Genomic DNA, 25,503 nt, shown 5'->3' with positions numbered 1-25,503 from the left:
GCGTGATTTTGTATCTGCTCTAGAAACTGATACACTAGAGCAGTTGAAATGACCATCAATTCATTCATTAAACGGAGATTAATTATGGCTTATACATTACCTGATTTACCTTATGCACACGATGCTTTAGAACCACACATCGATACAGAAACCATGCATTTGCATCACGATAAGCATCACAATACTTACGTGAACAACTTAAACAATGCGATTGCAAATCATCCTGAATTGGCTCAATTGCCAATCGATGAGTTAATCGCAAAATTAAACGATGTTGTGCCTGAAGAGATCCGTAACGCTGTGCGTAACAACGGTGGCGGTCACGCAAACCACACATTGTTCTGGGAAATCATGGCACCTAACGCAGGTGGCGAACCGACGGGCGAAATCAAAGCCGCGATCGAAAAAGCATTCGGTAGCTTTGATGCATTCAAAGAAAAATTCGCAGCAGCAGCCACTGGCCAATTCGGTTCAGGTTGGGCATGGTTGGTTGTGAACAAAGATGGCGACTTAGAAGTCATGTCAACCTCTAACCAAGATTCTCCATTAACGATTGGTAAAACACCTGTATTGACAATCGACGTTTGGGAACACGCTTACTACAAAAAATTCAGCAACGTGCGTCCTGACTACATCAAAGCATTCTGGAACGTTGTGAACTGGAACGAAGTGAACCGTCGTTTCTTAGCAGCTAAATAATTTAGTCTACATCCTATGATGATCAAAGCCCTCAATTGAGGGCTTTTTTTATGGCTTCATATCATTGTCACATTTCTTTTTTATAGTGAACCTAACAATTATAACCCTCACCAAGGATCATTATGGAACGCTCAACCCTCATCACAACACAGCTCACTCATTGGAATACGGCCATGCAGGCACATACTTTTTGCCCCATGACAGATGCTGTGATGACAACCTTCATCACCTTTAATCTTCCCCTGAATTTATCAACCTTGTATGACACTGCCCTGCCCTTAGGTTCTCGTGCACACATCGAGGCTTTATTATTCTCTGCCGCCATTGCACAAGCATGGCATGCAGAATATGGTTTTGCACCCACTGATTGCGATGTCACAACACTTCATGAGTTGATTGAGTTTTTATACAATCGGCAGTGCATCAAATAAGACCAGTGGCTCGATCATCTGGGCTTGCTCACGAATGATGGAGAGATCACGCGCGCCATTGTCTGTATCCATCACAAACGCATACAGAGCAGATGTTGTATAACGAATGGCATATTCAATGGATCGACCATTTAAAATATGGCCTAAATATAAGGCAGAAAATGTATCGCCCATGCCGCTGGGCATTGGAAGATAATCACAGCGTGGCGTTGTGACACACCAAGCCTCTGATGGTGTAATTGCTAAAGTCATCAATTCATCGACTGCGTCATCTTCCCTAAAACTGGTGATGAGCACGGTATGCAGTGCATCATGTTGAGCCATCAAAGCCCGCGCCGCTGTGACAGCATCTGCCAATGTATTGATCAAGCGGCCACACAACACTTCAAATTCAAAATGATTCGGCGTAATGATCGAAGCTTTTGCCAATGTTTTTTGCATAAAGGGCGGAATGGTGTCATCCACAAAAAAACCGCCCACATCATCTTTATCCCCCATGACAGGATCGCACACATAAATGGCCTGGGGATTGTGGCTGCGCACAATGTCCAGCGCCCGATGAATCACTTGCCCTATGGCAACGCTGCCTAAATAGCCAGACAATACGGCATCCACACCATTTAATAAATCATTTTGTACCAAACCATCCATCACCGCTTCAATATGATCCGCCCCAAACACTTCACCCGTAAAAATCTCATAACCTGTGTGATTAGAAAATTGCACCGTATGAATGGGCATCGCTTCAATGCCAAGACGCTGCAAAGTAAAGACGGCGGCGTCATTCCCCACATGCCCAAAGGTGACATGGGATTGAATGGTTAAAACTCGTTGAGGCGCTGATTTTGCCATGGTTAAATTCCGTTATTGTCATCATCGCTATATACTAACCAAATTTAGCCCATTATTAAAACAAAGAGGAGCCTTCTATGATTGCTGACTTAATTGTCCACAATGGCACCATTTTCAGTGCAGATGCTGACAACGCCATCTACAGTGCAATGGCGATGAGTGAAGGCTGCATTGTCGCCATTGGAGATGATGCCACCATCCTTGCCCTAGCCGGCCAAACAACAGACATCATTAATTTGCATGGGCAATTTGTGATGCCAGGACTCATTGATGCGCATTTGCATCCTTTTTGGGGCGCTTCGCAATCCTTAAGCTGTGACTTAAAACATCTGATTTTAACGAAGGATGAAGTATTAACCCGCATCAAAACTTATACACAAGATTATCTTACTGAACATGGTGACGGCTGGATCATTGTGCGCGGCTGGATGCAACCAGACATGCTGCCGATTGGCAGTGAATTGACGCGAGCGGACTTAGATGCCATTGCCAATGATGTGCCCATCATCGTCTTTTCCAATGATTGCCATATTTTAGTGTGCAATGGTTGCGCGCTCTCTGCTTTTAAAACCGTGACATTGCCAAGCAATGCATATGATCACGGTATTTTAGAAGATGGCCCTGCCATGCAAGCATTTGATGAAGTGACGCGATATTCTGAAGATTATGCCCTCACGGTGGCAAGGCGCGCGCAAAAACTCCTTAACGCCCAAGGCGTCACCACTGTCATGGATGCACGCGTCGATGAAGTTTCTCTCAAAGCTTTTAAGGCATTGATGCATAGCAATGAATTAACGCTGCGTGTTTTTGGTGCCCGCGAAATCCCTGCGAAAAATTTTCCAACAGTGGATGACATTCCAAAGGCCATTGAGGACGTTTCACACTTTATGGCAACCTTTTCCCTTCCCCAAACGGCAACTGCACCCACCACCACAGTCACGCACATTAAATTTTTCATTGATGGCGTGATGCAAGCGCCACTGCATACGGCATTATTGCGTGAACCTTATCAGATTGATGCCAATGATCATCATGGGGATTGTTATTATGATCACACCTTACTCAGCGCATTATTAACCGCCACTTATCCGCTCGGCTGGCATCCACACATGCACACCGTGGGTGATGCCGGCATTGATTTTGCGTTAGATGTCATTGAAAGCGCCCACACGGCAGCACCTAATCCTGCGGTGCGCCCTGCCTTTGCACACAATGAATTAACTGCACCCGATCAGTATGCGCGCTACCGTGACTTAAATGTCATCGCGGCGCAATCGCTACAATGGGCGGGCATGGATCAAGCAACGCATGAGAGCTTCACTAAGCTCCTTGGCGCTAAGCGCATGCAAGGCTTTGAATGCGCCGGTCAATTGTATGATCATGGCATTCGGGTGGCATATGGCAGCGATTGGCCGATTGATCCACTCGATTTATGGGGACATTTTCAAGTGGGGATGACACGCACTTTATTAGACGATGATTTTAAACATGACAATGATCGTGATCTCTCCATTCTTGAGGTCTTGCGCTCTGTCACGATTGATGCTGCATATATGCTCGACAGTGAATCCATCATAGGTTCATTAGAAGTGGATAAATTTGCTGATTTTGTCATCCTGAATCAAAATCCATTGACCCTAGAACCTAAAGAAATTCATACAATTAAGCCCATAGCCGTGTACATTGGTGGAAAAAATATCGCGATTTGATAAAAAATCATTGACAATCTCTGAGAAGATCTTAAAATAGCTTCTCACTTGCCGGAGTGGTGGAATGGTAGACACGGAGGATTCAAAATCCTCTGCCTTTAAAAGCGTGAGAGTTCGAGTCTCTCCTTCGGTACCAAATAAAAGCTCTAGAGCCCGCTAAACAGCGGGCTTTTTTTGCATCTGGAAGTTCAGTTGTTCAATAAACTGTTCAATAAAATGACTACTTTTTGATCATTCTCTGATTTTGATGGTTTGTTTCTGATTTAAAACCGTTTTTAAACCAAAGAAATCAATTGAAAAATATCTAATATGCTTCGGAAAGTCATTACATCGTTACAAAGATGGTTTTTACTATATAACCTATTAATTATTATAATTTTTTTCTGTTATAAAATTTTGTTACAACTCGTTACATTGTAATGAAATTGAGATAACACAAAACTGATTATTTTTGATTTAAAATCAATGATGTAATGAAATATGTAATATTTGTAACGCCATGTAATAGATTTTTATAACAAGATATATTTATAAATTACAATTAGTTATATAGAGTTTTTGCTAAGTGTTATGTTGTAACGAGTTTCCGAAGGGCTAATTTAATTTTTATTTACTGAAAAATTCGGCACTTTTTTTACTACGTTTTTTATCGTACATATACTCCATGATTTGCTTGGTAGCTCGCACAGGATTATGAAGATTGATATGTGCATCTACAAAATCAGCTTCACTCATATTACTCTGTATGAGTATTTCTTTTAATTTTTTATTCATTGAAATATTTTCTAACCATTCATAGTTATTCGAAGCCTGTGTCGAAGAAAGTGCGACCGTTTCTGAAACAGGTGAAGATTCTTTTAATGGTTCTGGTGTTTCTATAATGACATTTAGCACTCCCTTTCGGGTAGATGTTTTAAAGCGGCTATAGGCTTGCCAAAGTGAATTATAGTTAAGATTTAATCCAGTATCTTTTTGCAGAGCTTCACTAATTTCACTGAGATGAAATATTTTAGTTAAAGCATCCAACTCCTTTAAAGAAGATCTCACCAAATAAGAATATTTTACTTTTCCATTCTTTAGGGTATTCATTAAAGTATTTCTGATTTTTAAATAATTTTGATCATCTTGCATTGGTGTCCCCTCAAATATTATTGTTGCCTTCTATTTTAACAATTATCTGAAGTTTTTTTGTCAATTTTTTGAGAGTTTTGATTGATGGAGATATATTCTGTCAATTATCTGAAGGTTATTTGTCCTCTATTTGTCTATTATTTGATGGGTATATAGAGAGAGTGCAATCACTCTATTTTAAGGAAGGCACGATAGCGACCGTATACAAAATGCGTTGCATTCTGATTTTGTCGCCTGTGCTTAGGGAAAATTCCCTAAGACCCTTAAGAAAAAAAATCTAACGATTTTGATTCTTTTTGGTTGATTTATATTGCATATATTCTTGCAATGATTTCTGATTCTGTTGTTTTAATTTTGAGGCCATTAAAAATAGATAAGCGCTTAATCCCACCAATATCAGACCAGTAATAAGTTTGTCAGTCTTATCAAGTGTAGTAAAAAAGATTAGGTAAATTAATAAACATGAGAGTGCACCAATCGTAATACTTAAAGGCTTAATAGCTGTGCGGTCTAATGTTTCTTCAAATTTTTTTTGTAACTTATCTTCTGAGTTTTCAATATTTTTCATATGCTTTTCTCTAACTATTTGTTGGGGTTCTCTGACTCATGACCTAGTAATTTGAAAATTGCTTTTTGAATTGTAGGATCAGCTTTCTTAAATAAGCTAATGAGTTCATTATCAATATTTGATAATTGATGAGAAGATACGCTACCAGTAATTAGGTATTGAACATCAATGCCATGCTCTGCTAATGACATTAAATACTCAATATCAGGCTTTCTCGTGCCTTTTTCATACTTATATTGGGCTTGTTGCAAAACACCGCCCATAGCCCCAAATGTAGCTTGGCTCAGCCCTGTGTTTTCTCTAACTATTTTTAATCTAGTTGGAAAATCTGACATTTGCGTTTAAATTCCTTTGATAATAGTCCAATTGCGTGTTAATATTTACCACACACACAACTGTAGAGTGTCATGTGTAACTTTAAGAAAGTGAGATAAGTTTATATGAAAGAAGAGACTGTGCCAATTAAGAGATCAGAAGTTATCAATATTAGAGTATTACCAGCAGATGCTGAAATATTGCGAGAGAGAGCTCAGGCTAGAGGTATTGCTTTATCTACGTTTTGTTATTTGCTCATAAAAGATGAGTTAGAGCGATATAACCAAGAAATTTAATCTTTTTAATATTTAGACAACTGAATAGCTTTAATTAGTTAGGGGATTGTCTTATCTAAATTTTATTAATCAATTACTGAAACTTTGGTTTTAGTGATTACGGGATTCTTTTGCCTGAAATATAGGAAAACTCATGTCAGAGAGAAAAGGACGGCATAACATAGGTTCTGATCCAGAGCTGTTAAAAAATGAGGCATTGGTTCAACAATGCTTTAAACAGTGGCAGATGAAAGATTCTAGTTTAGCTTTTTATGTTGAAGATCACTATAAAACCTATTGGTGTGTAGTTGATGAATTGAAACTTAAGCAGGGTGACACCATTGATAGATCAGCTGTTAAGCTTACTGCTTTTACTAAGTATATTTCACTAGCTGAAATAGCTAATTTTGCTATTACAATCTTATATTCTCAGGTGGAAGCAGGCACAGAAGAATGTATTTATTATTTAGAAATAGCTCAATCAAAGACTAAAAAAGCCAAGAGTGCTTTTACTTCAAAACAACTATCAGGCAAGTCAGATTTTAAACAGAAAGTTATGGCTACACTCTCAGGTGCCATTTATCTAGGTAATACGGAGCAATTGAATAGCATCTTTCTAGATCAGGCACCACAAGCCAAGATCGTTAAAACTATTCCTTATATTGGTTATTTTTCTGAGATGAATGCTTATGTTTATGGTGATCATGCGATTTATGAAGGCAAAATCTATCAAAAAAATACAGATGACTTTTTTGTATTGCCTCATTGCTATGTTAAGAGTACGTTTGAATTATCTAATTTCACTCCAAATACTGAGTATCAAAATGATTGGCTTTGTGACTTTATTGTAGTCTTTGGTGATAAGGGACTAGTCGCATTAACATATTGGGCATTGTCTCTATTTGCAGAGCAAATACGCGCTAAATATGGCATGTTCCCTTTTTTAGAAGCTACGGGTGAAGCAGGTGCAGGTAAATCTTTATTAATTGAATTTCTTTGGTTATTAGTTGGCCGATCAAGCTATGAGGGCATCAATCCAACAACTTCCACTAGAGTTGGTCGATCTCGAACATTAGCACAAGTATCAAATTTACCTGTTGTTTTCATTGAAGGTGACATCAATGATCCAAATAGTCCAAATCATAAACAGAAGGCTTTTAGCTTTGAAGAATTGAAACCATTATTTAATGGTCGATCACCTCGTGTTAAAGCAGTAAAAGATCATACCAACATTACAGATGATGAACCGTTTAAAGGTTCTGTAGTGATTTCTCAAAATCAGAAAATATCAGGGTCAGAAGCCATTTTATCTCGCTTGATTTATTTGCACTTTGATCGTTCGCAGCACAATGCACAATCACGAGAGGCTGCTAGTTATTTAGCACGTTTATCAGTTGAAGAAGTTTCAGGGTTTTTATTCTATGTATTGAAGAATGAACAACTCATTATGGATATTGTTGATCGGACTTTTCAAAGTAATCGTGATCATATTATGGCATTGCCAAATGTCAAAATGGAACGCATAGGATCTACTCATGGTTTGATGCTATCAGGTTTACAGGCTTTATCTGAGATTCTACCCATTACTGATAATACTAAACAAAAGGTAATGCATTTCATTGATCAGATTGCTATTGAACGTGAGAGGGATCTTGTGAGCGACCATCCCGCATTAGACCAATTTTGGGATGTTTATGAGTATTTTGAAAGCTTATCCAAGACTAATGATCCTTATAGGCTCAATCATTCTCCTAAAGATAATGAAATTGCTATTAATCTCAACGAGTTTGCTGCTCATGCAAAGATCAATAATCAAGCCCTAGAAGATATCAAATTAGTTAAAAAACTGATTGAAAAGTCAGTTAGACACCCATTTATTGAAGTGAAAACCGTTCGTAGTTTAGTTACATCTAAGCCAATGCGTTGTTATGTATTTAAAAAGTGAGGATAACCATGAGTAAAAATCTATTAACGATCTCTGATTTAGCTGAAAAATTCAAATTTTCAGTTGGCCACATTAAACAGCAAATTATTAAGTTAGAAGGATTCCCTGATCCTATCCGTTTTAGTCATAGAGGTGACCCACGATGGATTGAAGCAGATATTGATGCATTCATTGAAAATCAGCGAAACAACTCATATTAGGAGAGGATATGGGCAGTATTACTAAGCGTGGTAAAAGATATCTAGCCAGAGCTCAATATACAAGAAATTATATTAAAGAAACTAAAAGTAGGACTTTTAATAGTCACTTAGATGCCTTAATGTGGATGGAAAAAACAGAAAAATCTTTACGCTTGGGCAAAAGCCAAGCCATAGACACAACTAAGAAGGTTAAGGATGCTGTGATCCGTTATCGTGATGAGGTTTCGCCGACTAAGAAAAGCAAGGAATATGAGATTAATCGGTTAAATTACTTTCTAAGAATGAAATCATTTCCATCAGAGGTGCCATTGCATACACTGATTACAAGAGATATTGCAACATGGCGTAACAGCCGTAATATTTCTAATTCATCTAAGAATCGTGAAATTTCATTGTTAAGTGCGGTATTTGAAGTGGCTAGAATTGAATGGAACTGGATGGAGAAAAATCCTACTCGTGATCTAAAGCGATTAACGCCACCACCGCCACGAAATAGACGGATATCTGATTTTGAAATCAAATTGCTATTGGAAAACTTAGAGTTTGCTGATCAACCACCAACGATGCAAAAGCATAAAGTTGCATTGATATTTTTATTGGCTTTAGAAACAGCAATGCGCCAATCTGAAATAGCAACATTAGATTGGTCACAAGTGTCATTAAGAGAGCGATCAGTGACGTTATTAGCCACAAAGAACGGTGATAGAAGGCAAGTGCCTTTATCTTCAAGAGCACGAGAACTATTTGAATTAATGAATCCTAAAAGTCATGGCAATATATTTAATATTACAGCTGATACGGTTTGTACGACTTTTAGAAAAGCAGTGAAAGATTGCAATATTATTGATTTAACATTCCATGATTCACGCCATGAAGCATGCACACGATTAGCCCAAAAATTAGCTGTATTGGATTTAGCTAAAATGATTGGGCATCGTGATACAAAGTCATTAATGATCTATTACAATCCAACAATTGCAGAATTGGCGGATAGATTGGGATAAAGAAAAGGCTCATTGTGAGCCTTTACATATGATAGAAGTATTAATTCATATCAAAGATATAGTGATGCCGTACCTGCAGGGATTCCTTTTTTATATCGATGCTCATCATATTGGTAAATTTGAATATCTTTTGGAATATAGCTAATCATATGACTAATTATTTTGGGGTCAATATAAAATTTTTTATCTAGCATGATTCCTTTAATATTACATAGTCCTGCCGTATGTAATGCTAATGCGGCTTTCCATAAAGTTTTGACTTGTATGAATTGGTGGAAATGAGGGAGCATAGCATTTATTGTCCCTTTTTTATTTTCTGAATATCCAACACCATCCACTAATCCCCAAATCTGCATTCTTCTATTAGTCGCCTTGTTATTGAATAGATCAATTAAATTTCTAATATCTTTTACAGTATTAGCTTTATCTACACCAAATTGCCCAGGGTCGGAAGAATGTATCAACCCAACGATACTGATGATAGGTTCGCTAGAATTATTAAGGATTACAAGATCTGATGAAAAGGTATTATCCTTATTTCTATCAGTAATAATCATTGTGGTATTATCAATATTTGGATCATGCTTGGCCATAGGCTGGTCAGCTTTATTTTCTGGAAAAAAAGAAACCCCAAGATGCACAAGGAGTTCAGCTAAAACTTTTTCTGCACCATGACCTCGCAACTTAGCTTCTTGCTGTTGAATTTCTTTGGGGAAAATCAATGTTTCCATAATAATTGTTCTCTCCGATGCAGTTAAATTTGCATAAAGAAGAAGAATCTTATCTAGTCCATGTTTACATAAATATTTAGTGATGAGATCGGTAGCTGCTTTAGACTTTAAAGGAGAATCTTTTTTTATTAGATTAATAAAGAATTGTGTACTGTGTTTAGTTAATTCTTCTGGAGGGCATCCACATAAAGTTTGAAGATTGTCATCTATTTCTACAAAGACTCTGCTAAAAATATAGCTCATCTCTAAATAAAATCTTTTATCTGAAATGGATGCTAGCATTCTTAATTGAGATATAACATTGGGATCATTTTGAATGATTTTAGTTAAAAACTCAGGAATTTTTAGTATGTCTTTAGGAGTATTTTGACATATTTCATCAATTTTATTTTGTTGTGGATCTTTAGTTTTTAGAGCTGCTAGAGGTAAATCTTCTTGTGTTGAGACGTGATACCAAAATTCTTGCTCTAATTGATCAATATTATTCATTTGGTATCTCCATATTTTGAAATATTTCTGATAGAGATACATTGAGTGCTTTTGATAAAGCGTATATACCGTTTAATGAGATATTGCGTTTGCCTCTTTCAATAGAACTTATGTATGTTCGATCTAAGTCAGAGAGTTCAGCAAGCTTTTCTTGAGATAGATTCTGAGACTCACGTATTTGTTTGATTCTACGGCCAAAAATAGATTGTATATCTTGTTTCATATTAATTCTTATAGCTGTGTATCGATCCAATATGAAAATATTTTGCAGACAATAAGTCTACGGACTATGAGTCACGTTTTTAGAGCAGCCTCTTCAAATTCAACTCTAAATAGCCCATAATGCGAGATTATCAATTTCAAGGAAAAATAGTGTATGTGTGATTTTCGATATTCCGCAGTTAGGTCTTTATTTTTATTTTTTAAAAACACATACACAGAGCCGTCTTTATTAATAGAATATACTGCTTGGCAAAAGCTATGGATTAGTTTGAATGGGGATATATCTAAAGGAAAATTCTCACCATTAGAACTAAGTATTGAATACAATTTAGAATTGTCTTCAGATGACGATATTTATGTATTAGTTTTTTGTTTAGAAAGTTTGTATGCATATATTGCATGTCAAAATAGGCCTGGTAATAATAATGAAAACCTATTAGGTATTTTTTCATGGGTTTTGAAGAATGATGACTTTCTTAAAATTATTCAACGAGAGTATTTAGGTAATTCTATAGATACCACATCAATTCAATATTTTTTTAAAGATCTGTATGAAATAATTTTTCCTAAAACCTTGCGTCATAGAACGGGGGCATTTTTTACCCCAACTTGGGCTGCGGAATATGTATTAAAAGATTACTTTAGTGATGGTTTGTCGCTCAATAAAAAAATATTGGAGCCAAATTGTGGCGCAGGATCTTTTTTGATTGCCATATTCAAATATATTAAACAGAGTAATGATAACGCTAGTAATGATTGTATTTTTAATTTTATTAAAGGCAATGTTTTATGTTTTGATAAAAACCCTTTAAGTGTATTAACAACACGCATTATTAAGGAATGGCTTTTATACTTTATAGACCAGAAAAAGAAGGTGTTAACCAAAGAGTTGATGGTATATTTTGCTGATTGTATTAATGAGTTTTATTATCATAAACAAGTACAAAATTTGTTAAAATGCGATATACCAATATCTATTGCTGAAAATGTATTTTTAATGGATATTTCAGATATTGAGAATGTTTTGGTAAATAATATTTTATTTGAAGCAATTGAGAAAGATATAGCTTTATCAAGCATTGCCGAAGTCAAAAATACGCAGCAGAGTATGTTGATTTATGATTTTTTATCTAATCTATTCCGTTCTAGTAGTCATGTTTACTCATTGTATAAAGAATATATTCAAACAACATACTCTAATATGTATATAAATAAAATTGATTATATTTTAGGTAATCCACCATGGATTAATTGGGAATTTCTAAACAAAGAATATAAAGCGCGTATTGAATTTATTTGGCCTTTATTGGGATTATTCTCAAATAATAAAACTAAAATAGCCTTCAGTAAGGAAAATATAGCATCACTAATTACATATACTGTAATGGATTATTATTTAAAAAATAATGGGAAGTTAGGCTTCTTTCTACCACAAAGTTTATTGCAATCGTATTCTAATTCCAAAGGTTTTCGTAGATTTTATTTACAAAATAATGATATTTCACTTAAGGTTTTAAATATTAAGGATTTTGATAAGTCAAAGATTTTTGATGGAGTTACTACTAAAACAATATTTTTGACTTTAAATAAAGGAAGGAGTACTAAATTTCCCATTGATTATGAGAAACACAAAATAAAAGTAAAAGATAGTACACAAGAAATTTCCATTGCTGTATCTAAATATTTAGCAAAGCCTAGTATTATTGATGATGTAAGTAGTACATGGAGTATTTTGCCAAAAGAAAATAATGATATAGATATAGTGCAGGGGATTCCAGCATATCAAGCAAGGGCTGGTGTTTTTACAGGAGGAGCCAATGCTGTGTATTACCAAGAGATACTGAGTTATGATGATGAACGATATATAACTAAGAATGTTGTCGAACGAGCTAAGAGGGCTTTTCCTCAAAAAGAAATGACTTTAGAGAAGTCTCTAGTTTATCCTTTTATTAGAGGGAGAGATCTACAAGAGTGGCATGTTGATTATCAGCCATGTAGAGCTATTATTATACCGCATACTCCAGAATCTAAAATGGAACCTATAGAGTTGTCAGTGATGAAGGAAACATATCCATATACTTATAATTATTTTGATTCAGCGCGACAGTTTCTAGTTGAAAGAAAAGGTTTAACTGCAATGGATAGAGTTTTTTCGGCTAAAGGATTTTATAATATTCTTAGGATTGGAGAATATACGTTTGCAGAGTATAAAGTTGCTTGGCGTTATATTCATACTAACTATACTTGTGCCGTTATTACACCTGCAGAATTGCCAGATGGTTCTATTAAGGCATGTATACCACAAGAAAAGTTAATGATAATTCCTTGCAATAGTGCGATGGAGGCTTTTTTTGTATGCGGGTATTTGAGTTCTCAACAGATATCAACTTATATTGAATCCAAAATGGTTAGTACACAAATATCTGCGCATCTAATTAAAAACGTATATATCCCAGAATTTGATATCAATAATATTTTGCATGTCCGCATTGCAACATTATGTGAACAAGGACATAATCGTCTAATTCAAGATATATCTAGTAACATTTCTGATTTAAAAGAAGAGATTTCAAGAACCGTTGCAGTATTGTTAGAAGTTAGAGGGGGAAAATAGACAACTTTAAGTTGTATAGGTTCAAAAATAGTACCAATCAATCCTTATATGGTTATATTCTAAATTACTTTAAATATAGCCATATCAATGGATTTGATATTGTAGAGTTATCTGAAATACAGCCCACAAACTCTCCTTCGGTACCACGGATATGAAAACCCAGTCTTTGACTGGGTTTTTGTGTATTTAAGTATAACTAAAAATAAGTATCGAAGAATTTAGAGGGTGTTTATAGAACAAGGCATGAATGATTTATTGCTTAGATTCCAATATGAAGTGCAACATATTTTAAACTGTTTGTGATAATCCTAACCCATATGCTATGCTCTCATAAAATTTTTAAATATAGTTTATGGGCTAATAAAATGTCTGAGATACAAAATAGAATTACAAATCTAATCAACCATATTACTGCTGATATGTATGAACGAGAAGAGATTATTGCAGTTGCCTTATTAGGCGCACTATCAGGACAAAATACTTTTCTATTAGGCCCACCAGGAACAGCTAAAAGCTTAATTTCTAGACGACTTGCTAGTGCATTTGTTAATCCTACATATTTTGAATATTTAATGAATAGATTCAGTACGCCTGACGAGGTTTTTGGGCCTGTATCTATCAAAGCATTAAAAGAAGATACCTATACTCGTAAAACAGAACAATACTTACCTACAGCTGAATTTGCTTTCTTAGATGAAATTTGGAAGTCTAGCCCTGCTATTTTAAATACATTATTAACACTAATTAATGAACATATTTTTAAAAATGGAGATACTATTGAAGAATCTCCAATGAAAGCATTGATTGCTGCATCCAATGAAATACCTCAAGAAAATCAAGGATTAGATGCATTGTATGATAGATTCATCATAAGAATGTTAGTAGAACCAATTCAGGCAACTAATAATTTTGATAAATTATTAAATTCAAAACCTTCGTCTCCTAAACCACAAATACCTGAAGAATTATTAATCACAAAGGATGAGTGGGAAACTTGGCGAACTTATTTTCATCAAATAGAATTATCGAAAGAAACTTTAGATGTAGTACATATCATTAGAAATGAGCTTGCAGAACAATCAGATGATTTAGAAATATATGTATCTGACCGCAGATGGCAACGTGCTGCATTATTAATGAAAGCTTCCGCTTTCTTTAATGATAGAACAGAAACTAATCACAGTGATATCGCACTCTTGAAACATTGCATTTGGACAACAGAAGATAATAAAGATGATGTTATTAACATCATAGAACAAGCAATTATTGATGTTGGTTTTGATACTGATATTAATCTTGCCGACTTAGATCGAGAAAAAGAACTATTAGATAAAGAAATTCATAAAGAATTGTTTTATTCCAAAGATATTTGGAAAACTAAATTAATCAATCAAAAGCAATACTTTGAAATTAATTGTAATTTTGAACATCCTCGCAACTCTAGTTACAGTAAAAGTATCACCATATATATTCCGTTCATAGATATGAAATCAACTGACCGATTACGACCATGTGATCTCAGTGGTAATACAATATCCCAAATTTCATATAAATTTGATGGACAAGGTTCTTGCACGATTAAATATGATGACAATTATGGTTATGGTTCTAGCTATCGCGATTTTACGTTTATCCCAAAACCAGAGTTTTATAAAGGTGATAGAAAATCAGATATAAATATACGATTAATTAAATCACTAAAAGATGCTCTTGATGAAATGAAGCAAAAATTGATTACTACCAAACATGTATTAGAGCAGAAAAGAGAGCACTATCAAGAACAATTAATTTCTCCATTCATTACGCAGAATGATATTAATTTAGCTTTAAACGCTATTTTAAAACAGAGTGAACAAATTGACTTACGTATTGCTGATTGTGAACGTTTGGAAGCATTATGCCAATAGAGATATTTGATATTCCACAAGAAAAAATAGCAATGAATGATGCTATTTTTTCTCAATTTAAACAACTTCAATCTTATGATTCTATTCGATCTTATTCTGAAGAGAAATTAGATCGGTGGGCTTTTGAATTAAAACATACACTTAATTCCGAAAACCCCATCATAGATTCACAAGAACAACTCCAAAACTTTAAAAAAATTCCATCTAATGATCTAAATTTAAAGCATTTAGAAGATGCCAAAGTAAATTTTTTATCTTTCTGTAAGTCTTGGAAAATCCCATTAAATGCTAAATTTTGGGATGAGAAAATTCAAGATGTTCAACAAAGTAATAAACAAAAAAATAAAAAGCTTTCAACTGTAAGCTCTTTACTGATTCAAGAATGGCAAAAAAATCTAGACCAACTTTATAGTGTTTGGGCATTAAAACTTATTCAAGTAATAAAAGAGAGGTTTTTACAAGAGTTACAAAAACAATTAGAGCTATTACAAAAGTTATTTCAGCAAATAGCTAATTTAGGTTTAGATCCAGGTATGTTCTTAGATTTTAGTGATGGAAACTTATCTGAAAAAGACATTCAAGCAATCCAAAATTGGGCGACATATTTAGCAGAGGATAAAGAAGTTCAAAAAATTTGCGAACTAATGGGAAGAATGCAACAGCTAGAACAATCTGAAAAAATAGAGCAAGTTATCTATGAAACAACATATCAAAAATATTTACCTGATATAAATTCAAGAGAAGAAATAGTTGGTATTCGGCTTGGGCAAGAATTGGAACATATTTTACCTACGGAAAAAGGCTTATTATCTGATCCTGAACTATCCATACTATTTGATCTTAAATTAATTGAAAATAGATTAATGTGTTTTGACATGCAAGGTCTTCAATTAATCGAAGATCAGAAAGAGAGCATTAAAGAGCAAACTATTTTGGAAGAAGAACAAGGTCCAATGATCATCTGTATAGATACAAGCGGATCAATGAGTGGAATACCAGAAACCATTGCCAAAGCTATGACGTTATATATGGCAATGAAAGCTAAAGAAAAATCGCGGCCTTGCTACTTAATTAATTTTTCTACTCATATTGATGTTATTGATTTATCAAACAACACTTCTCTATCAAAATTAATTCAATTTTTAAAAATGTCATTTCATGGTGGCACAGATGCTGTTCCTGCATTACAACATGCTCTAGAGATAATGAAAACCAATGACTATAAAAAAGCTGATTTATTAATGATATCTGATTTTGTCATGGCAAGTTTACCCAAAGATATTCTCAACAGAATTGAACTACAGCGTCATGCTAAAAATCATTTTTATTCATTAGTTATTGGCCCTGAATTTTTAAATAAAACGCTACAAACACTTTTTGATAAAGAATGGGTTTATAATCCTGATACATCAAATATATCCGAGTTAATTAACTTTAAAAGCTGTATTGCATAAATTTTCATTGTGTTCAAAAACAGTCCCAACTAATCCTTATTTGGCTATATCCTAAATTACTCTAAATATAGCCATATCAATGGATTTGATATTGTAGAGTTATCTGAAATACAGCCTATAAACTCTCCTTCGGTACCAAATAAAAGCTCTAGAGCCCGCTAAACAGCGGGCTTTTTTGCGTCTGTAGGTTCAATTGTTCAGAAAACTGTTCAGAAAAGTGCGTAGTTTTTGATCACATCTATTTATGTCTCATAAATAACAATAAAAAAGCACCCTATGGGTGCTTTATAGCTTTTCACAAACTGCTAGGTTTAGCTTCACAAATTCTTGCCATGAAAATTCTTCTTGCAAATTCAATAAATAATATTCTTTAATATTACATACCAAAGGACGGTTTTCATAAATCGTACATAAATTTGTAGATTCATCTAAATACTGACAAATGCCATCTCCTCGATTTAAGAAATCAGTTAATGAGCTATTTCCTACTAAACGACAGCACTTTCCACACGAAGTACATGGAAAGTGCATTGAATGATTAATGGATTGATTCAATTTGTTGCCCAATACTTAAAATATTAGATTCAGCATCGCCTAATAATGATCCATCTTCACCTAAAATTGGCGTATCGATCGCGACTTTAATGAGCTGCATAATCTTCAAATTTTTCATGACAATCATTCTTTCATCATCACTATATTGCCTAAAATCATTTCCCGTAGAATCGATAATATCCTGTAATTTATTCACATTACGACGAGAAAATTTTCTTAAATTAGAAATCACTTCTGCTAGTTTATTAGCAATATCTGTAATACCATTGGTTAATGATGCTGCTTTTTCCATATCCGCTTCAAATCGTCTAGCTTCCGCTTTATTACTATGAGCATCATCTAAATTTTTACTCGCTTTAGAACCCATGTACCAACCAGCAACCAAAATCGCTGGACCAGCCGCCAATGCGCCTAGTGCCAAAGTACCTGCAGCAATTCCACCACCGCCTGCTGCTAATGATCCACCGCCTAACCATGCCAATGTTGCATTTGTTGCAGCCGCACCACTCAATGTACTAATTGCTGTGCCTGTACTTGCCGCTGCAAACATCATAGTGCCACTATAAGCGCCATATGCAACTAAAGCCCCTGAAACTGCACCACCTGCAGCACCTAAACCTGATGTTGCAATAAAAGATGCTTGTGCTTGTAAAGCAGCTAAAGATGACTGATCAAAACCATTCAAATGCAAATTACCAAAATCACCATCATGTTCAAAATCTACATTTTTAATTTGATTAAAAACTTCTAAGAAATTTTGAACATTTTTATCCAGTACATCAACTTTCGCTTGTCCTAAATCCGTTAAAGCTGTTTCGCAATTTTCACGAGAACGCTCTACCATTCTCTCTGCATTTTTTGCAATACGCTCTGCACTTTCATTCAGTTCTTTTGCTTTACTATTATCTGAAATTGCCTTTCCGCCCTTATAGGCTCCAATTGCTGCTGCCGCTACACCAATAATTATTGGAATTGCCATTTTGATTTCCCCTTTATTCTGTAATAACTTCTAATATTTCACTTCTAAGCTTTATGTACTTTTTCGATAAATTCGATAACTCTTCTAAGTACTCTTCATCTATATTCACTTGTCTTTGATATTCACGAACTGCATACTTAATTAAGTGTTTCATACTATTATCTTCAAGTAAATTCTCTAAATTTAACAATGCGAATAAAATAGCTTTTCGTAATTTTAAGTCTGAAGTATCCTGATCCACATATCTTTTAATGGTTTTCTGAATACTTGATAACCAAACTTCCTCCCTAGCCTTAGGTGAAGCAAAAATTGCCTGAACATATAACTCATCATCTAATAATGCTAAATCCAAATCATTATCAATGGCATACTCAAATACCAGTTTTTTACCTTCTTGAGTTTTTATATATTCTTTTATTGAAACATCAAAATCATCATCTAAATCAAATGGTGTTACATCTAGCTCTATTTGACCACTCAATATTGCGTTTACTCTATCTTTGAATAATGCTTCCATTTGTGTTTCATCAAATTCTCGCGAATCAATAACACCAAGAGTACTCTCCATTACTAAAGGCCATTGAGCATACATACATATGCTCAAAATAAAACTGACCTGCTCTTCTTCTAATTCAACTGTAAACATTTTCATTATCCCTATAACTAAATAATCAACTTATCATCTGAAAGCATCACTTCTTCTAACTCTGCCATATTATTAATCGTTAACTTCTTACCTAATAACTCAGCAAACTGGTTCAGTTGCTCACAAAATTCATCAGGTGTTACATTCACTGAATCTAAAATATAAAATACTCGCTTACTAGATTGATCTAATTGTTTAATTTTATGTTCAAACAATTCATCAATCGCAGCTTTATATTGATTAGCAATCGCAATAGATGCTTCGCATTGCATTTCTACTATTTGACGCCTCTCTTTCGCTAATTTGGCATCATTTAATACTGAGAAAAAACTCTGATAAAACGTATTTGTCAATGTATAACCAATTAAACCGCCGATCAGTCCTCCTAATACGGGAATAGGTATTGCGATTTGACCCGCTATTGTGAACATTGATGAAGACATTAATCCAGATGATGTCACTGTCATTTCTTGCAAGAGCCCTGTACTAGAAATTTCACCTTTAGCAAACTTTATAATCGAGCTTTTCATTGCTAAACAAGTGGATACAACCATGGCTGGCAAACCTGTTTTAGATAATGTTCGCATACTTGTATTCGCCGATTGCTGCATATAAGTTTTCATGGCTGCACCTGTAAAGCTCGTACCATAACCTACACCTGCTGAGACCAAAGTATCTTTTGCAATATCAGCAGCTGCATCACCTAACTCCTTATCACCTGATGCAATTGCAAAAATATTCGTGATAATCGAAACACCTCCTCCAATTGCAGCACCTAACTGAGCCCCAGCAATACCTGCTTGATGACTTGTATTTAAAATATCTTTCGCAATCATTAATTCAGGATTCTTGCGATATGCGATTGCTTCTTCAGTAGTTAAACCCGAATCGCTAATCTTTTCTTCCAATTGCTTATAATTATCTGATTGTTTTTGTAATTTTTTTGATAACTCAGCATTTCCATCTTTTTGTGCACGTTGTGCTTGCTCAGCCAATTTTTTAGATTCATCTCGACAAGTTTGTTTCATTAATTCAACTTGTTCTGTTGGCACATCTAATTTATCAACAGCCATATAACGAGATAAATCATTTTTTCCACCTGAAGTATCACCTTTAGCTATCTTTTTTAATAAAGCATCAGTGTCTGTGACAAATTTTTGTTGTGATTCTGTTTTGATAATGGGTCCATCAATCTCTAAAATATCCACCGCATTATGATTTTTACCATAGCCGGTATAATCTTCACTTCGTATATATCTTTTAGTATCTCCATCAATGATGGCCTTGGAATTTTTACGTGCAACTGAAGCTACTTCAGCAGAAAAACCAGCTTGTTGTTTAATATTCTGCTCAACATAATTAGGATTTAACTTACCTTCACTAATTTTCTTTAAGCTGCGGTCAAAAATTTTCCCTGTTTCATAATCAATGCCACGCAGCGCTTTTAGAAACTCAGCACCACCCTCACCATATCTTTGTATATTTTCTAATGAGCCTGCACCAATTAAGGTATTTCTTAAATTTTTATGGTTCATATGCCATATAACCTTATCAATTGTAAAATAATTTATAATATTCATAATAATTAGGTGTCAAATATCATACAATATTTTTCTACTAATATAATAAAAAAATTTATAAGAAATCCTACCTTTAACTTTGTATTATATATGTCAAGATGATCAAATCACTGTATTATTGGAGATGTACCCAATAATAAAAACTATCTTCTCTTCATATTTGAAAGAGAAATGAATATAATTGATCTTAAAATGCATTTAAACTAAAAATAATTCTTACAACTCATCATGACAATATCTATGCAAACATCTAGAATCATTAGCAATCCTTTCACAGAAGACATTGATGAGCAGTTATTTATGCCTGCACTTGAAAATGCAGTTTCATACGATTGTATGATGGGATATTTTGACAGCACATCCTTTAAAATATTAGCAAAATCACTCATACATTATCTTAATTGGGAATCAACTCATAAAATGCGGATAATCATTAGCCCACATTTATCTAAAGAAGATTTATTAACACTACAATCACTCTATGAAAATCATGCCAGCTTAGACTATTTATTTGATGGCTTTAAAATCACAGAAAATACACTTAAAAATCATACTTTAACAGCCCTAGCCTATTTAATTAAACATCATCTATTAGAGCTTCGAATTGCTGTACCAAAAACAGGCTTATTTCACGTCAAATGTTGGATACTTAAACAAAAAGATGATAATACGATTGTTTTGCATGGCTCTGGGAATCATACAGGCAGTGGTTTATCTAAAAATTTTGAATATCTTGTCTCAGAAAACTCTGGTCATAGCATTGCTGAAGCCATGATTTGTGAGCGCATTGCTCATGATTTTGAGAACATCTGGCATAATCAATTTGATGGCATCATCTGTGGGCAATTAACACCTGCAACGATTGAATTTTTATTAAATGAATATCATGAAAAAATTAGTACGCAATCTAAACATAAGATTATGCAAACATTAGCTAACACGCTCAAAAATGAAGAAATGCACACACCATCTATGGAATATTTTTATGAGCTCGCTGATACCATCAGTAATTACAAGATTGCTCAATTGAAGCTCCCGACTTGGCTTGATTATAGAAATGGGGATTATAAACATCAAGGAGAAGCCATTGATGCTTGGTTTTCCAACAATCACATAGGTATATTATCAATTGCAACGGGAGGCGGTAAAACATTGACAGCATTAACTGCAGCAACGTTACTCAGTGAAACTCTATCCTCTTTATTTTTAGTCATCGCTGTTCCAACTAAGGCACTGATGGAACAGTGGACCAAAGAAGTTGCATTATTTAATGTCACTGCCATTAATCTTAATCATTACACTACAAAACAACACAAAATTATAGCCATCAAAGATGCTGGTAAACGGCTGCGCTTTCATACATCAAAAGTAGAAGTCATCATTATTTCACATGATGCACTAAAATCAGATCTCATGCAGGCTTTAGAAAGCTTATCTCAGCACATACAAATAATGCTGATTGCCGATGAGGTACACAATTTAGGTAGCATTGGCTTTATAGAACAATCCCCAACATTTTTTACCTACAAATTAGGATTATCTGCCACGCCTGTTAGACAATATGATACAGATGGCACAGATTTTTTATTCCAATATTTTGGCCCTGTGGTTTATGATTTTCCTTTAGAAAAGGCTATTGGTAATTGTCTTGTGCCATATAATTATTATACTCATCCTCTATATCTGACAATAGATGAAACAGAGGCATTTTCAGAAATTACAGAAAAAATTAAAAAATTATCATATGCAGCCACGATGGATCAGAGTAGCGATGAATTTAAACTATGGTCAAATTATTGTATACAACGACGACGTATTATTGAAACAGCAGAAAATAAAATTTTAAAGCTGAAAAGTTGCTTATATAAAGAACATGAGCATTTATCATATACCCTTATTTTTTGTAGTGATAAAAATCCTGAACAACTTAAACAAGTGAATCAACTGCTGAACCAATATCACATTAATTATCACCAAATCACAGGAGAAGAAACGACAGATATAAACTTATTAAATCAACTAATTGAAAATTATAATTCTGGAATATTACAAGTTCTAACATCTAAACGAGTATTAGATGAAGGATTTAATGTGCCACAGACAAAAACAGCATATATTCTGGCCAATAACACTACTGAAAAACAGTGGGCACAACGCTTAGGACGAGTGCTGAGAAAAGCGCCTGGGAAAGAATATGCAGAAGTTCATGATTTTATAGTTTTGCCCACCATGAATGATGATGTTTTAGATGAAGATTTTTTAAATTTACTCAAGTCTGAGGCTAAGAGATTACAGTTTTTTATACAACATGCGAATAATGGCACTGAAAGATATGGTAGCTTAAGTACATTAACAAACATATTAAATATGATTGAACATTAATAATGATTAAAGGGATAAAGACGTGTCTATTTCAACAAAGAAAATCCATCAAATGATTTTAGATGAATTTTCATCTTCCAAAGATAATGAGGAACTCTTAATTCGCTTAGCAAAAGATGTTTATGCGATTGAATCAGGATATGAGGGTGGATCTGACAAACAAAGAATTGATGAAATCAGGAGCAAGTTATCAATTAGAGCTAACGAATTCATAGTTTCGAAATAATTAGAGAATTATAAAAATGAAATTAATCAGAGCAAAAATAAATAATTTTAGATTATTAAAAGATATTATCTTAGATTTTTCAACAAATTCTAATAAACCACTGACAGTTATTCGCGCGGCTAATGAATCGGGCAAAACTACCTGTGAATATGCATTAATGTGGGGGCTGTGGGGTGAAGAAGCTTTACCTTCTAAAAAATACAGTGATTTTATTGTTTTTCCAGCAGATATCACTGCTCAAAATCCAAAAGAAATTACAACCGTGGTTGAAATTGAATTTTATGGTCCATCGTTAGAGAACCAACTGACAGCTCATTATCGGTTGATTCGATCTTTAACTCAAAGAAGAGAAGAACGTCCTTTCGAAAATATCACCATTTTTGAAATTACAGCAAATGGAGCAAAAGATTTATCTGCTTCGAATGCCAAACTTTTAATTAATTCATTGCTACCATTAAGCTTAAAAGATATCTACTTTACAGATGGTGACCGTGCCTTATCATTTATTGAGTCAGGCACGCAAGATTATATTAAAAGACGTCGTGTGAGTGATGCCATTAAATCACTCCTTGCATTAGAAGAGTTAGAATCATCTATTAGACATCTAGATAATGTAGAAAAAAAATTTGAATCTGAAATAGATGACAAGGATTACGCAGCAGAATTAATTGCTCTTAATAAGAAAATGGAATTTCAACAAGAGACTATTGATGATTTGCAAAAAGAACTACAAGAGTTAGAGCCAGAAAAGCATAATTTATCTGATAATAAAAGGCAGGCCAATGAGCGTATTGAGGAAATTTTAAAACAAGGTGATAAACAAGCTCTGATTAGAGAAAAAAATAGTCATGAACAAGATTTAACTCGCTTAGAAGCAAGCCAAAAACAAATTTTAAAGTCTTTACGCGACCTAGTTCAAGATAAAGATGTGTCATCTATCTTTTTATCAGAACAATTTTCCATTGCAAAAAATTTCCTTAATTCGTTAAAAGATAAAAAACAATTACCTAAATTGAGTATTCCAATCTTAGAAGAACTTTTAACAAAAAACATTTGCTTCTGTGGATCAAGTTTATCTCCTAATACAACCGAAGGACAACAGAATATTCAACATATACAATCTACAATTAAGGATAGTGCAGATGCGGATCACAAGATTGCTTTAGCAACAGAGTTGCATTTTGATGCAAAAAATTATGAACCTTTTGAAAGTAAAAAAAAATGGATGACCCATTATGAACAACAAATGAGTGCTTATCTCAACTTTGATAGAATGCTTAGAGATAAACATCAAAAACTTAAAGATATCCAAGAATCAATTAATAATATTCAAGATGATGCCCTAGAAGGTTATAGAATTAAACTTAAAAAATATGATCAAGAACTGGGGAATGTACTCGCTAAAATACATCGAAAACAAGCACAAATGGAAGAAGCTAATATTAAGCTCAAAGAACTTAATGAAGATAAAGAAAAGATTTCTAAAAAACACAATATCAATGATAAGGGTGTGCAAAAAGCTTATTTAGCAAAAGCGCTAAAAGTTGGATTCAAAAAAATTCTGAATAAATTAAAGACTGATGAAATTCATAAAGTTAGTAATGAAATGAACAGAATATTTATTGAAATGATAGGGTCAGCGCCAGATGCTAATGATTTTGCCTCCATTACCAAAGCAGAGCTTAGTGCTAATTATGACATTTTAGTTTATGGCAATAGCGGTAAATTGCTAAACCCGGATCAAGATCTTAATGGTGCTTCAAGGCGTGCAATTACATTGGCATTTATCTTAGCACTAACCAAGGTATCTGAAGTCGAAGCGCCTAATGTTATTGACACACCATTAGGAATGATGTCTGGTTATGTTAAACAATCTGTACTGAATCAGATGATTCGTGAAGGTAATCAGATCATTCTATTTCTAACGCATGATGAAATTAATGGTGTAGAGAGAATTATTGATCAATATGCAGATTGTACTTATACATTGACCAACCCTGCCCATTATCCACGTATGTTAAAGCATAAACCCAACACTGTAGATGCTCGAATTTTAAGATGCGACTGTGGTCATAAAGATTATTGTGATACTTGTGAAAGAAATGAATATCAAGAAGGAGTCAGATAATGGCAATTCATAACCCTTTTAGTACTTACCAAATTACTGTTCCTAAAAAATATTCAGATGAAATTAAGAAATTCTGCAAACAAAACAATACTGATGCTAAAAATGAAGAGTATGTACCATTTAATCGCCAAGTAGACTTATGGTATTTTGCATTCTTATATGCTGTTAAAGAGAAATTACAACCTGAGCATATTTCTGGAGCTGATATGTCTAACATTATAGCTGCGAGTATATTGACCGATCATCATATTATTCATATCCAAATGTGGTATTTATCAAAACATCTAGATATAGAAGCTTTGAATGAGCCGCGAGATATGTTTACAGCTGTCAGTGATTTAGCTAATGCAGGGATTCCTTATGTCCTACAAATTCTCAATGATATGGATGAAGGTAAACCTCTATTTAATGTATTAGATACTATCGAAGACAATATTCGATAAATTCACAAGAAGGAATAT

At 34.2% G+C, this 25,503-nt stretch carries 24 protein-coding genes and 1 tRNA gene; 15 read left to right on the top strand and 10 right to left on the bottom strand.

Annotation, left to right across the window (positions count from 1 at the left end; translation table 11 throughout):
• Positions 1 to 84 precede the first annotated feature (84 nt).
• Together B9T10_RS07970 and B9T10_RS07965 are read left to right on the top strand one after the other, a co-directional pair.
• On the top strand, positions 85 to 699 hold the full coding sequence (locus B9T10_RS07970) for a superoxide dismutase (protein WP_008316682.1): 615 nt from the start codon (positions 85 to 87) through the stop codon (positions 697 to 699).
• A gap of 122 nt (positions 700 to 821) precedes the next feature.
• Complete coding sequence (locus B9T10_RS07965; RefSeq protein WP_094538239.1) at positions 822 to 1,130, top strand: hypothetical protein; 309 nt, start codon at positions 822 to 824, stop codon at positions 1,128 to 1,130.
• Here B9T10_RS07965 and pdxY read toward each other — a convergent pair.
• Positions 1,104 to 1,982 carry a pyridoxal kinase gene (gene pdxY / locus B9T10_RS07960; protein ID WP_008316680.1) on the bottom strand — a complete coding sequence of 293 codons (879 nt, stop codon included), beginning with the start codon at positions 1,980 to 1,982 and terminating at the stop codon, positions 1,104 to 1,106. The two genes, B9T10_RS07965 and pdxY, sit on opposite strands and share 27 nt — an antisense overlap.
• 77 nt (positions 1,983 to 2,059) lie before the next feature.
• Between pdxY and B9T10_RS07955 the strand changes: the two genes are divergently transcribed.
• Together B9T10_RS07955 and B9T10_RS07950 are read left to right on the top strand one after the other, a co-directional pair.
• Positions 2,060 to 3,691, top strand: coding sequence for an amidohydrolase (locus B9T10_RS07955; RefSeq protein WP_094538238.1), 1,632 nt, complete (start codon positions 2,060 to 2,062; stop codon positions 3,689 to 3,691).
• Between the two features lie 50 nt (positions 3,692 to 3,741).
• A tRNA-Leu gene (locus tag B9T10_RS07950) sits at positions 3,742 to 3,827 on the top strand.
• Positions 3,828 to 4,297: 470 nt separating this feature from the next.
• Here B9T10_RS07950 and B9T10_RS07945 read toward each other — a convergent pair.
• From B9T10_RS07945 to B9T10_RS07935, 3 genes are all read right to left on the bottom strand, one after another.
• The gene (locus tag B9T10_RS07945; protein WP_094538237.1) at positions 4,298 to 4,822 is read right to left on the bottom strand and encodes a hypothetical protein; all 525 of its coding nucleotides are present in this window, start codon (positions 4,820 to 4,822) and stop codon (positions 4,298 to 4,300) included.
• Positions 4,823 to 5,099: 277 nt separating this feature from the next.
• The gene (locus B9T10_RS07940) at positions 5,100 to 5,390 is read right to left on the bottom strand and encodes a hypothetical protein (protein ID WP_094489026.1); all 291 of its coding nucleotides are present in this window, start codon (positions 5,388 to 5,390) and stop codon (positions 5,100 to 5,102) included.
• 14 nt (positions 5,391 to 5,404) lie between these two features.
• Complete coding sequence (locus B9T10_RS07935) at positions 5,405 to 5,725, bottom strand: helix-turn-helix domain-containing protein (protein WP_094489025.1); 321 nt, start codon at positions 5,723 to 5,725, stop codon at positions 5,405 to 5,407.
• A 105-nt stretch (positions 5,726 to 5,830) separates the two neighbouring features.
• Here B9T10_RS07935 and B9T10_RS10205 point away from each other — a divergent pair, with 105 nt between their 5' ends.
• From B9T10_RS10205 to B9T10_RS07920, 4 genes are all read left to right on the top strand, one after another.
• On the top strand, positions 5,831 to 6,001 hold the full coding sequence (locus tag B9T10_RS10205) for a plasmid mobilization protein (protein WP_179220639.1): 171 nt from the start codon (positions 5,831 to 5,833) through the stop codon (positions 5,999 to 6,001).
• A 133-nt stretch (positions 6,002 to 6,134) separates the two neighbouring features.
• Positions 6,135 to 7,925, top strand: a complete 1,791-nt coding sequence (locus B9T10_RS07930; protein WP_094538236.1) for a hypothetical protein — start codon at positions 6,135 to 6,137, stop codon at positions 7,923 to 7,925.
• Positions 7,926 to 7,933: 8 nt separating this feature from the next.
• On the top strand, positions 7,934 to 8,125 hold the full coding sequence (locus B9T10_RS07925; protein ID WP_094489023.1) for a helix-turn-helix transcriptional regulator: 192 nt from the start codon (positions 7,934 to 7,936) through the stop codon (positions 8,123 to 8,125).
• A gap of 8 nt (positions 8,126 to 8,133) precedes the next feature.
• A complete protein-coding gene (locus B9T10_RS07920) occupies positions 8,134 to 9,129 on the top strand; it encodes a tyrosine-type recombinase/integrase (RefSeq protein ID WP_094538235.1) in 996 nt (331 codons plus the stop codon).
• 50 nt (positions 9,130 to 9,179) lie between these two features.
• Here the strand turns inward: B9T10_RS07920 and B9T10_RS07915 are convergent, their stop codons facing one another.
• A complete protein-coding gene (locus tag B9T10_RS07915) occupies positions 9,180 to 10,349 on the bottom strand; it encodes a hypothetical protein (protein ID WP_094538234.1) in 1,170 nt (389 codons plus the stop codon).
• Positions 10,342 to 10,572 (bottom strand): helix-turn-helix domain-containing protein, encoded by a 231-nt coding sequence (locus B9T10_RS07910; RefSeq protein WP_094538233.1) that lies wholly within the window; start codon positions 10,570 to 10,572, stop codon positions 10,342 to 10,344. Before B9T10_RS07910 ends, B9T10_RS07915 begins: the two co-directional genes overlap by 8 nt.
• 153 nt (positions 10,573 to 10,725) lie before the next feature.
• Between B9T10_RS07910 and B9T10_RS07905 the strand changes: the two genes are divergently transcribed.
• The 3 genes from B9T10_RS07905 (at position 10,726) to B9T10_RS07895 (ending at position 16,546) form a co-directional block, all read left to right on the top strand.
• Positions 10,726 to 13,185: an N-6 DNA methylase gene (locus tag B9T10_RS07905; protein WP_094538232.1), complete on the top strand. Its 2,460-nt coding sequence runs from the start codon at positions 10,726 to 10,728 to the stop codon at positions 13,183 to 13,185.
• Positions 13,186 to 13,550: 365 nt separating this feature from the next.
• A complete protein-coding gene (locus B9T10_RS07900) occupies positions 13,551 to 15,092 on the top strand; it encodes an AAA family ATPase (RefSeq protein WP_094538231.1) in 1,542 nt (513 codons plus the stop codon).
• A complete protein-coding gene (locus B9T10_RS07895) occupies positions 15,083 to 16,546 on the top strand; it encodes a VWA domain-containing protein (RefSeq protein WP_094538230.1) in 1,464 nt (487 codons plus the stop codon). Before B9T10_RS07900 ends, B9T10_RS07895 begins: the two co-directional genes overlap by 10 nt.
• Positions 16,547 to 16,831: 285 nt before the next feature.
• Here B9T10_RS07895 and B9T10_RS10365 read toward each other — a convergent pair whose 3' ends face one another.
• From B9T10_RS10365 to B9T10_RS07875, 4 genes are read right to left on the bottom strand one after another with little or no spacing between them, the layout of a single operon-like run.
• On the bottom strand, positions 16,832 to 17,077 hold the full coding sequence (locus tag B9T10_RS10365; RefSeq protein WP_082818420.1) for a YkgJ family cysteine cluster protein: 246 nt from the start codon (positions 17,075 to 17,077) through the stop codon (positions 16,832 to 16,834).
• 7 nt (positions 17,078 to 17,084) lie between these two features.
• Positions 17,085 to 18,080 carry a hypothetical protein gene (locus B9T10_RS07885; protein ID WP_094538229.1) on the bottom strand — a complete coding sequence of 332 codons (996 nt, stop codon included), beginning with the start codon at positions 18,078 to 18,080 and terminating at the stop codon, positions 17,085 to 17,087.
• 13 nt (positions 18,081 to 18,093) lie between these two features.
• Complete coding sequence (locus B9T10_RS07880) at positions 18,094 to 18,726, bottom strand: hypothetical protein (RefSeq protein ID WP_094538228.1); 633 nt, start codon at positions 18,724 to 18,726, stop codon at positions 18,094 to 18,096.
• Positions 18,727 to 18,743: 17 nt separating this feature from the next.
• Positions 18,744 to 20,261, bottom strand: a complete 1,518-nt coding sequence (locus B9T10_RS07875; RefSeq protein ID WP_094491711.1) for a hypothetical protein — start codon at positions 20,259 to 20,261, stop codon at positions 18,744 to 18,746.
• A gap of 285 nt (positions 20,262 to 20,546) precedes the next feature.
• Between B9T10_RS07875 and B9T10_RS07870 the strand changes: the two genes are divergently transcribed.
• The 4 genes from B9T10_RS07870 to B9T10_RS07855 are packed head-to-tail and all read left to right on the top strand — an operon-like array spanning position 20,547 to position 25,485.
• Positions 20,547 to 22,688, top strand: coding sequence for a DEAD/DEAH box helicase family protein (locus B9T10_RS07870; RefSeq protein WP_179220638.1), 2,142 nt, complete (start codon positions 20,547 to 20,549; stop codon positions 22,686 to 22,688).
• A 22-nt stretch (positions 22,689 to 22,710) separates the two neighbouring features.
• Positions 22,711 to 22,914, top strand: coding sequence for a hypothetical protein (locus B9T10_RS07865; RefSeq protein ID WP_094538226.1), 204 nt, complete (start codon positions 22,711 to 22,713; stop codon positions 22,912 to 22,914).
• A gap of 16 nt (positions 22,915 to 22,930) precedes the next feature.
• Positions 22,931 to 25,042: an AAA family ATPase gene (locus B9T10_RS07860; protein ID WP_094538225.1), complete on the top strand. Its 2,112-nt coding sequence runs from the start codon at positions 22,931 to 22,933 to the stop codon at positions 25,040 to 25,042.
• Complete coding sequence (locus tag B9T10_RS07855) at positions 25,042 to 25,485, top strand: hypothetical protein (protein ID WP_094538224.1); 444 nt, start codon at positions 25,042 to 25,044, stop codon at positions 25,483 to 25,485. Before B9T10_RS07860 ends, B9T10_RS07855 begins: the two co-directional genes overlap by 1 nt.
• Positions 25,486 to 25,503 lie beyond the last annotated feature (18 nt).

Source organism: Wohlfahrtiimonas chitiniclastica (assembly GCF_002252325.1).
Taxonomy (GTDB): domain Bacteria; phylum Pseudomonadota; class Gammaproteobacteria; order Cardiobacteriales; family Wohlfahrtiimonadaceae; genus Wohlfahrtiimonas; species Wohlfahrtiimonas chitiniclastica.
This window is presented reverse-complemented; position numbering and strand designations above follow the sequence as displayed.

Excerpts from the sequence above, each read along its gene's own strand:
- B9T10_RS10365 (WP_082818420.1), bottom strand. The coding sequence starts at position 17,077 with ATGCACTTTCCATGTACTTCGTGTGGAAAGTGCTGTCGTTTAGTAGGA.
- B9T10_RS07855 (WP_094538224.1), top strand. The coding sequence starts at position 25,042 with ATGGCAATTCATAACCCTTTTAGTACTTACCAAATTACTGTTCCTAAA.
- B9T10_RS07895 (WP_094538230.1), top strand. The coding sequence starts at position 15,083 with ATGCCAATAGAGATATTTGATATTCCACAAGAAAAAATAGCAATGAAT.
- B9T10_RS07935 (WP_094489025.1), bottom strand. The coding sequence starts at position 5,725 with ATGTCAGATTTTCCAACTAGATTAAAAATAGTTAGAGAAAACACAGGG.
- pdxY (WP_008316680.1), bottom strand. The coding sequence starts at position 1,982 with ATGGCAAAATCAGCGCCTCAACGAGTTTTAACCATTCAATCCCATGTC.
- B9T10_RS07945 (WP_094538237.1), bottom strand. The coding sequence starts at position 4,822 with ATGCAAGATGATCAAAATTATTTAAAAATCAGAAATACTTTAATGAAT.
- B9T10_RS07925 (WP_094489023.1), top strand. The coding sequence starts at position 7,934 with ATGAGTAAAAATCTATTAACGATCTCTGATTTAGCTGAAAAATTCAAA.
- B9T10_RS07965 (WP_094538239.1), top strand. The coding sequence starts at position 822 with ATGGAACGCTCAACCCTCATCACAACACAGCTCACTCATTGGAATACG.
- B9T10_RS07885 (WP_094538229.1), bottom strand. The coding sequence starts at position 18,080 with ATGGCAATTCCAATAATTATTGGTGTAGCGGCAGCAGCAATTGGAGCC.
- B9T10_RS07860 (WP_094538225.1), top strand. The coding sequence starts at position 22,931 with ATGAAATTAATCAGAGCAAAAATAAATAATTTTAGATTATTAAAAGAT.
- B9T10_RS07880 (WP_094538228.1), bottom strand. The coding sequence starts at position 18,726 with ATGTTTACAGTTGAATTAGAAGAAGAGCAGGTCAGTTTTATTTTGAGC.
- B9T10_RS07915 (WP_094538234.1), bottom strand. The coding sequence starts at position 10,349 with ATGAATAATATTGATCAATTAGAGCAAGAATTTTGGTATCACGTCTCA.
- B9T10_RS07875 (WP_094491711.1), bottom strand. The coding sequence starts at position 20,261 with ATGAACCATAAAAATTTAAGAAATACCTTAATTGGTGCAGGCTCATTA.
- B9T10_RS07905 (WP_094538232.1), top strand. The coding sequence starts at position 10,726 with ATGTGTGATTTTCGATATTCCGCAGTTAGGTCTTTATTTTTATTTTTT.
- B9T10_RS07870 (WP_179220638.1), top strand. The coding sequence starts at position 20,547 with ATGCAAACATCTAGAATCATTAGCAATCCTTTCACAGAAGACATTGAT.
- B9T10_RS07970 (WP_008316682.1), top strand. The coding sequence starts at position 85 with ATGGCTTATACATTACCTGATTTACCTTATGCACACGATGCTTTAGAA.
- B9T10_RS07900 (WP_094538231.1), top strand. The coding sequence starts at position 13,551 with ATGTCTGAGATACAAAATAGAATTACAAATCTAATCAACCATATTACT.
- B9T10_RS07955 (WP_094538238.1), top strand. The coding sequence starts at position 2,060 with ATGATTGCTGACTTAATTGTCCACAATGGCACCATTTTCAGTGCAGAT.
- B9T10_RS07910 (WP_094538233.1), bottom strand. The coding sequence starts at position 10,572 with ATGAAACAAGATATACAATCTATTTTTGGCCGTAGAATCAAACAAATA.
- B9T10_RS07920 (WP_094538235.1), top strand. The coding sequence starts at position 8,134 with ATGGGCAGTATTACTAAGCGTGGTAAAAGATATCTAGCCAGAGCTCAA.
- B9T10_RS10205 (WP_179220639.1), top strand. The coding sequence starts at position 5,831 with ATGAAAGAAGAGACTGTGCCAATTAAGAGATCAGAAGTTATCAATATT.
- B9T10_RS07930 (WP_094538236.1), top strand. The coding sequence starts at position 6,135 with ATGTCAGAGAGAAAAGGACGGCATAACATAGGTTCTGATCCAGAGCTG.
- B9T10_RS07940 (WP_094489026.1), bottom strand. The coding sequence starts at position 5,390 with ATGAAAAATATTGAAAACTCAGAAGATAAGTTACAAAAAAAATTTGAA.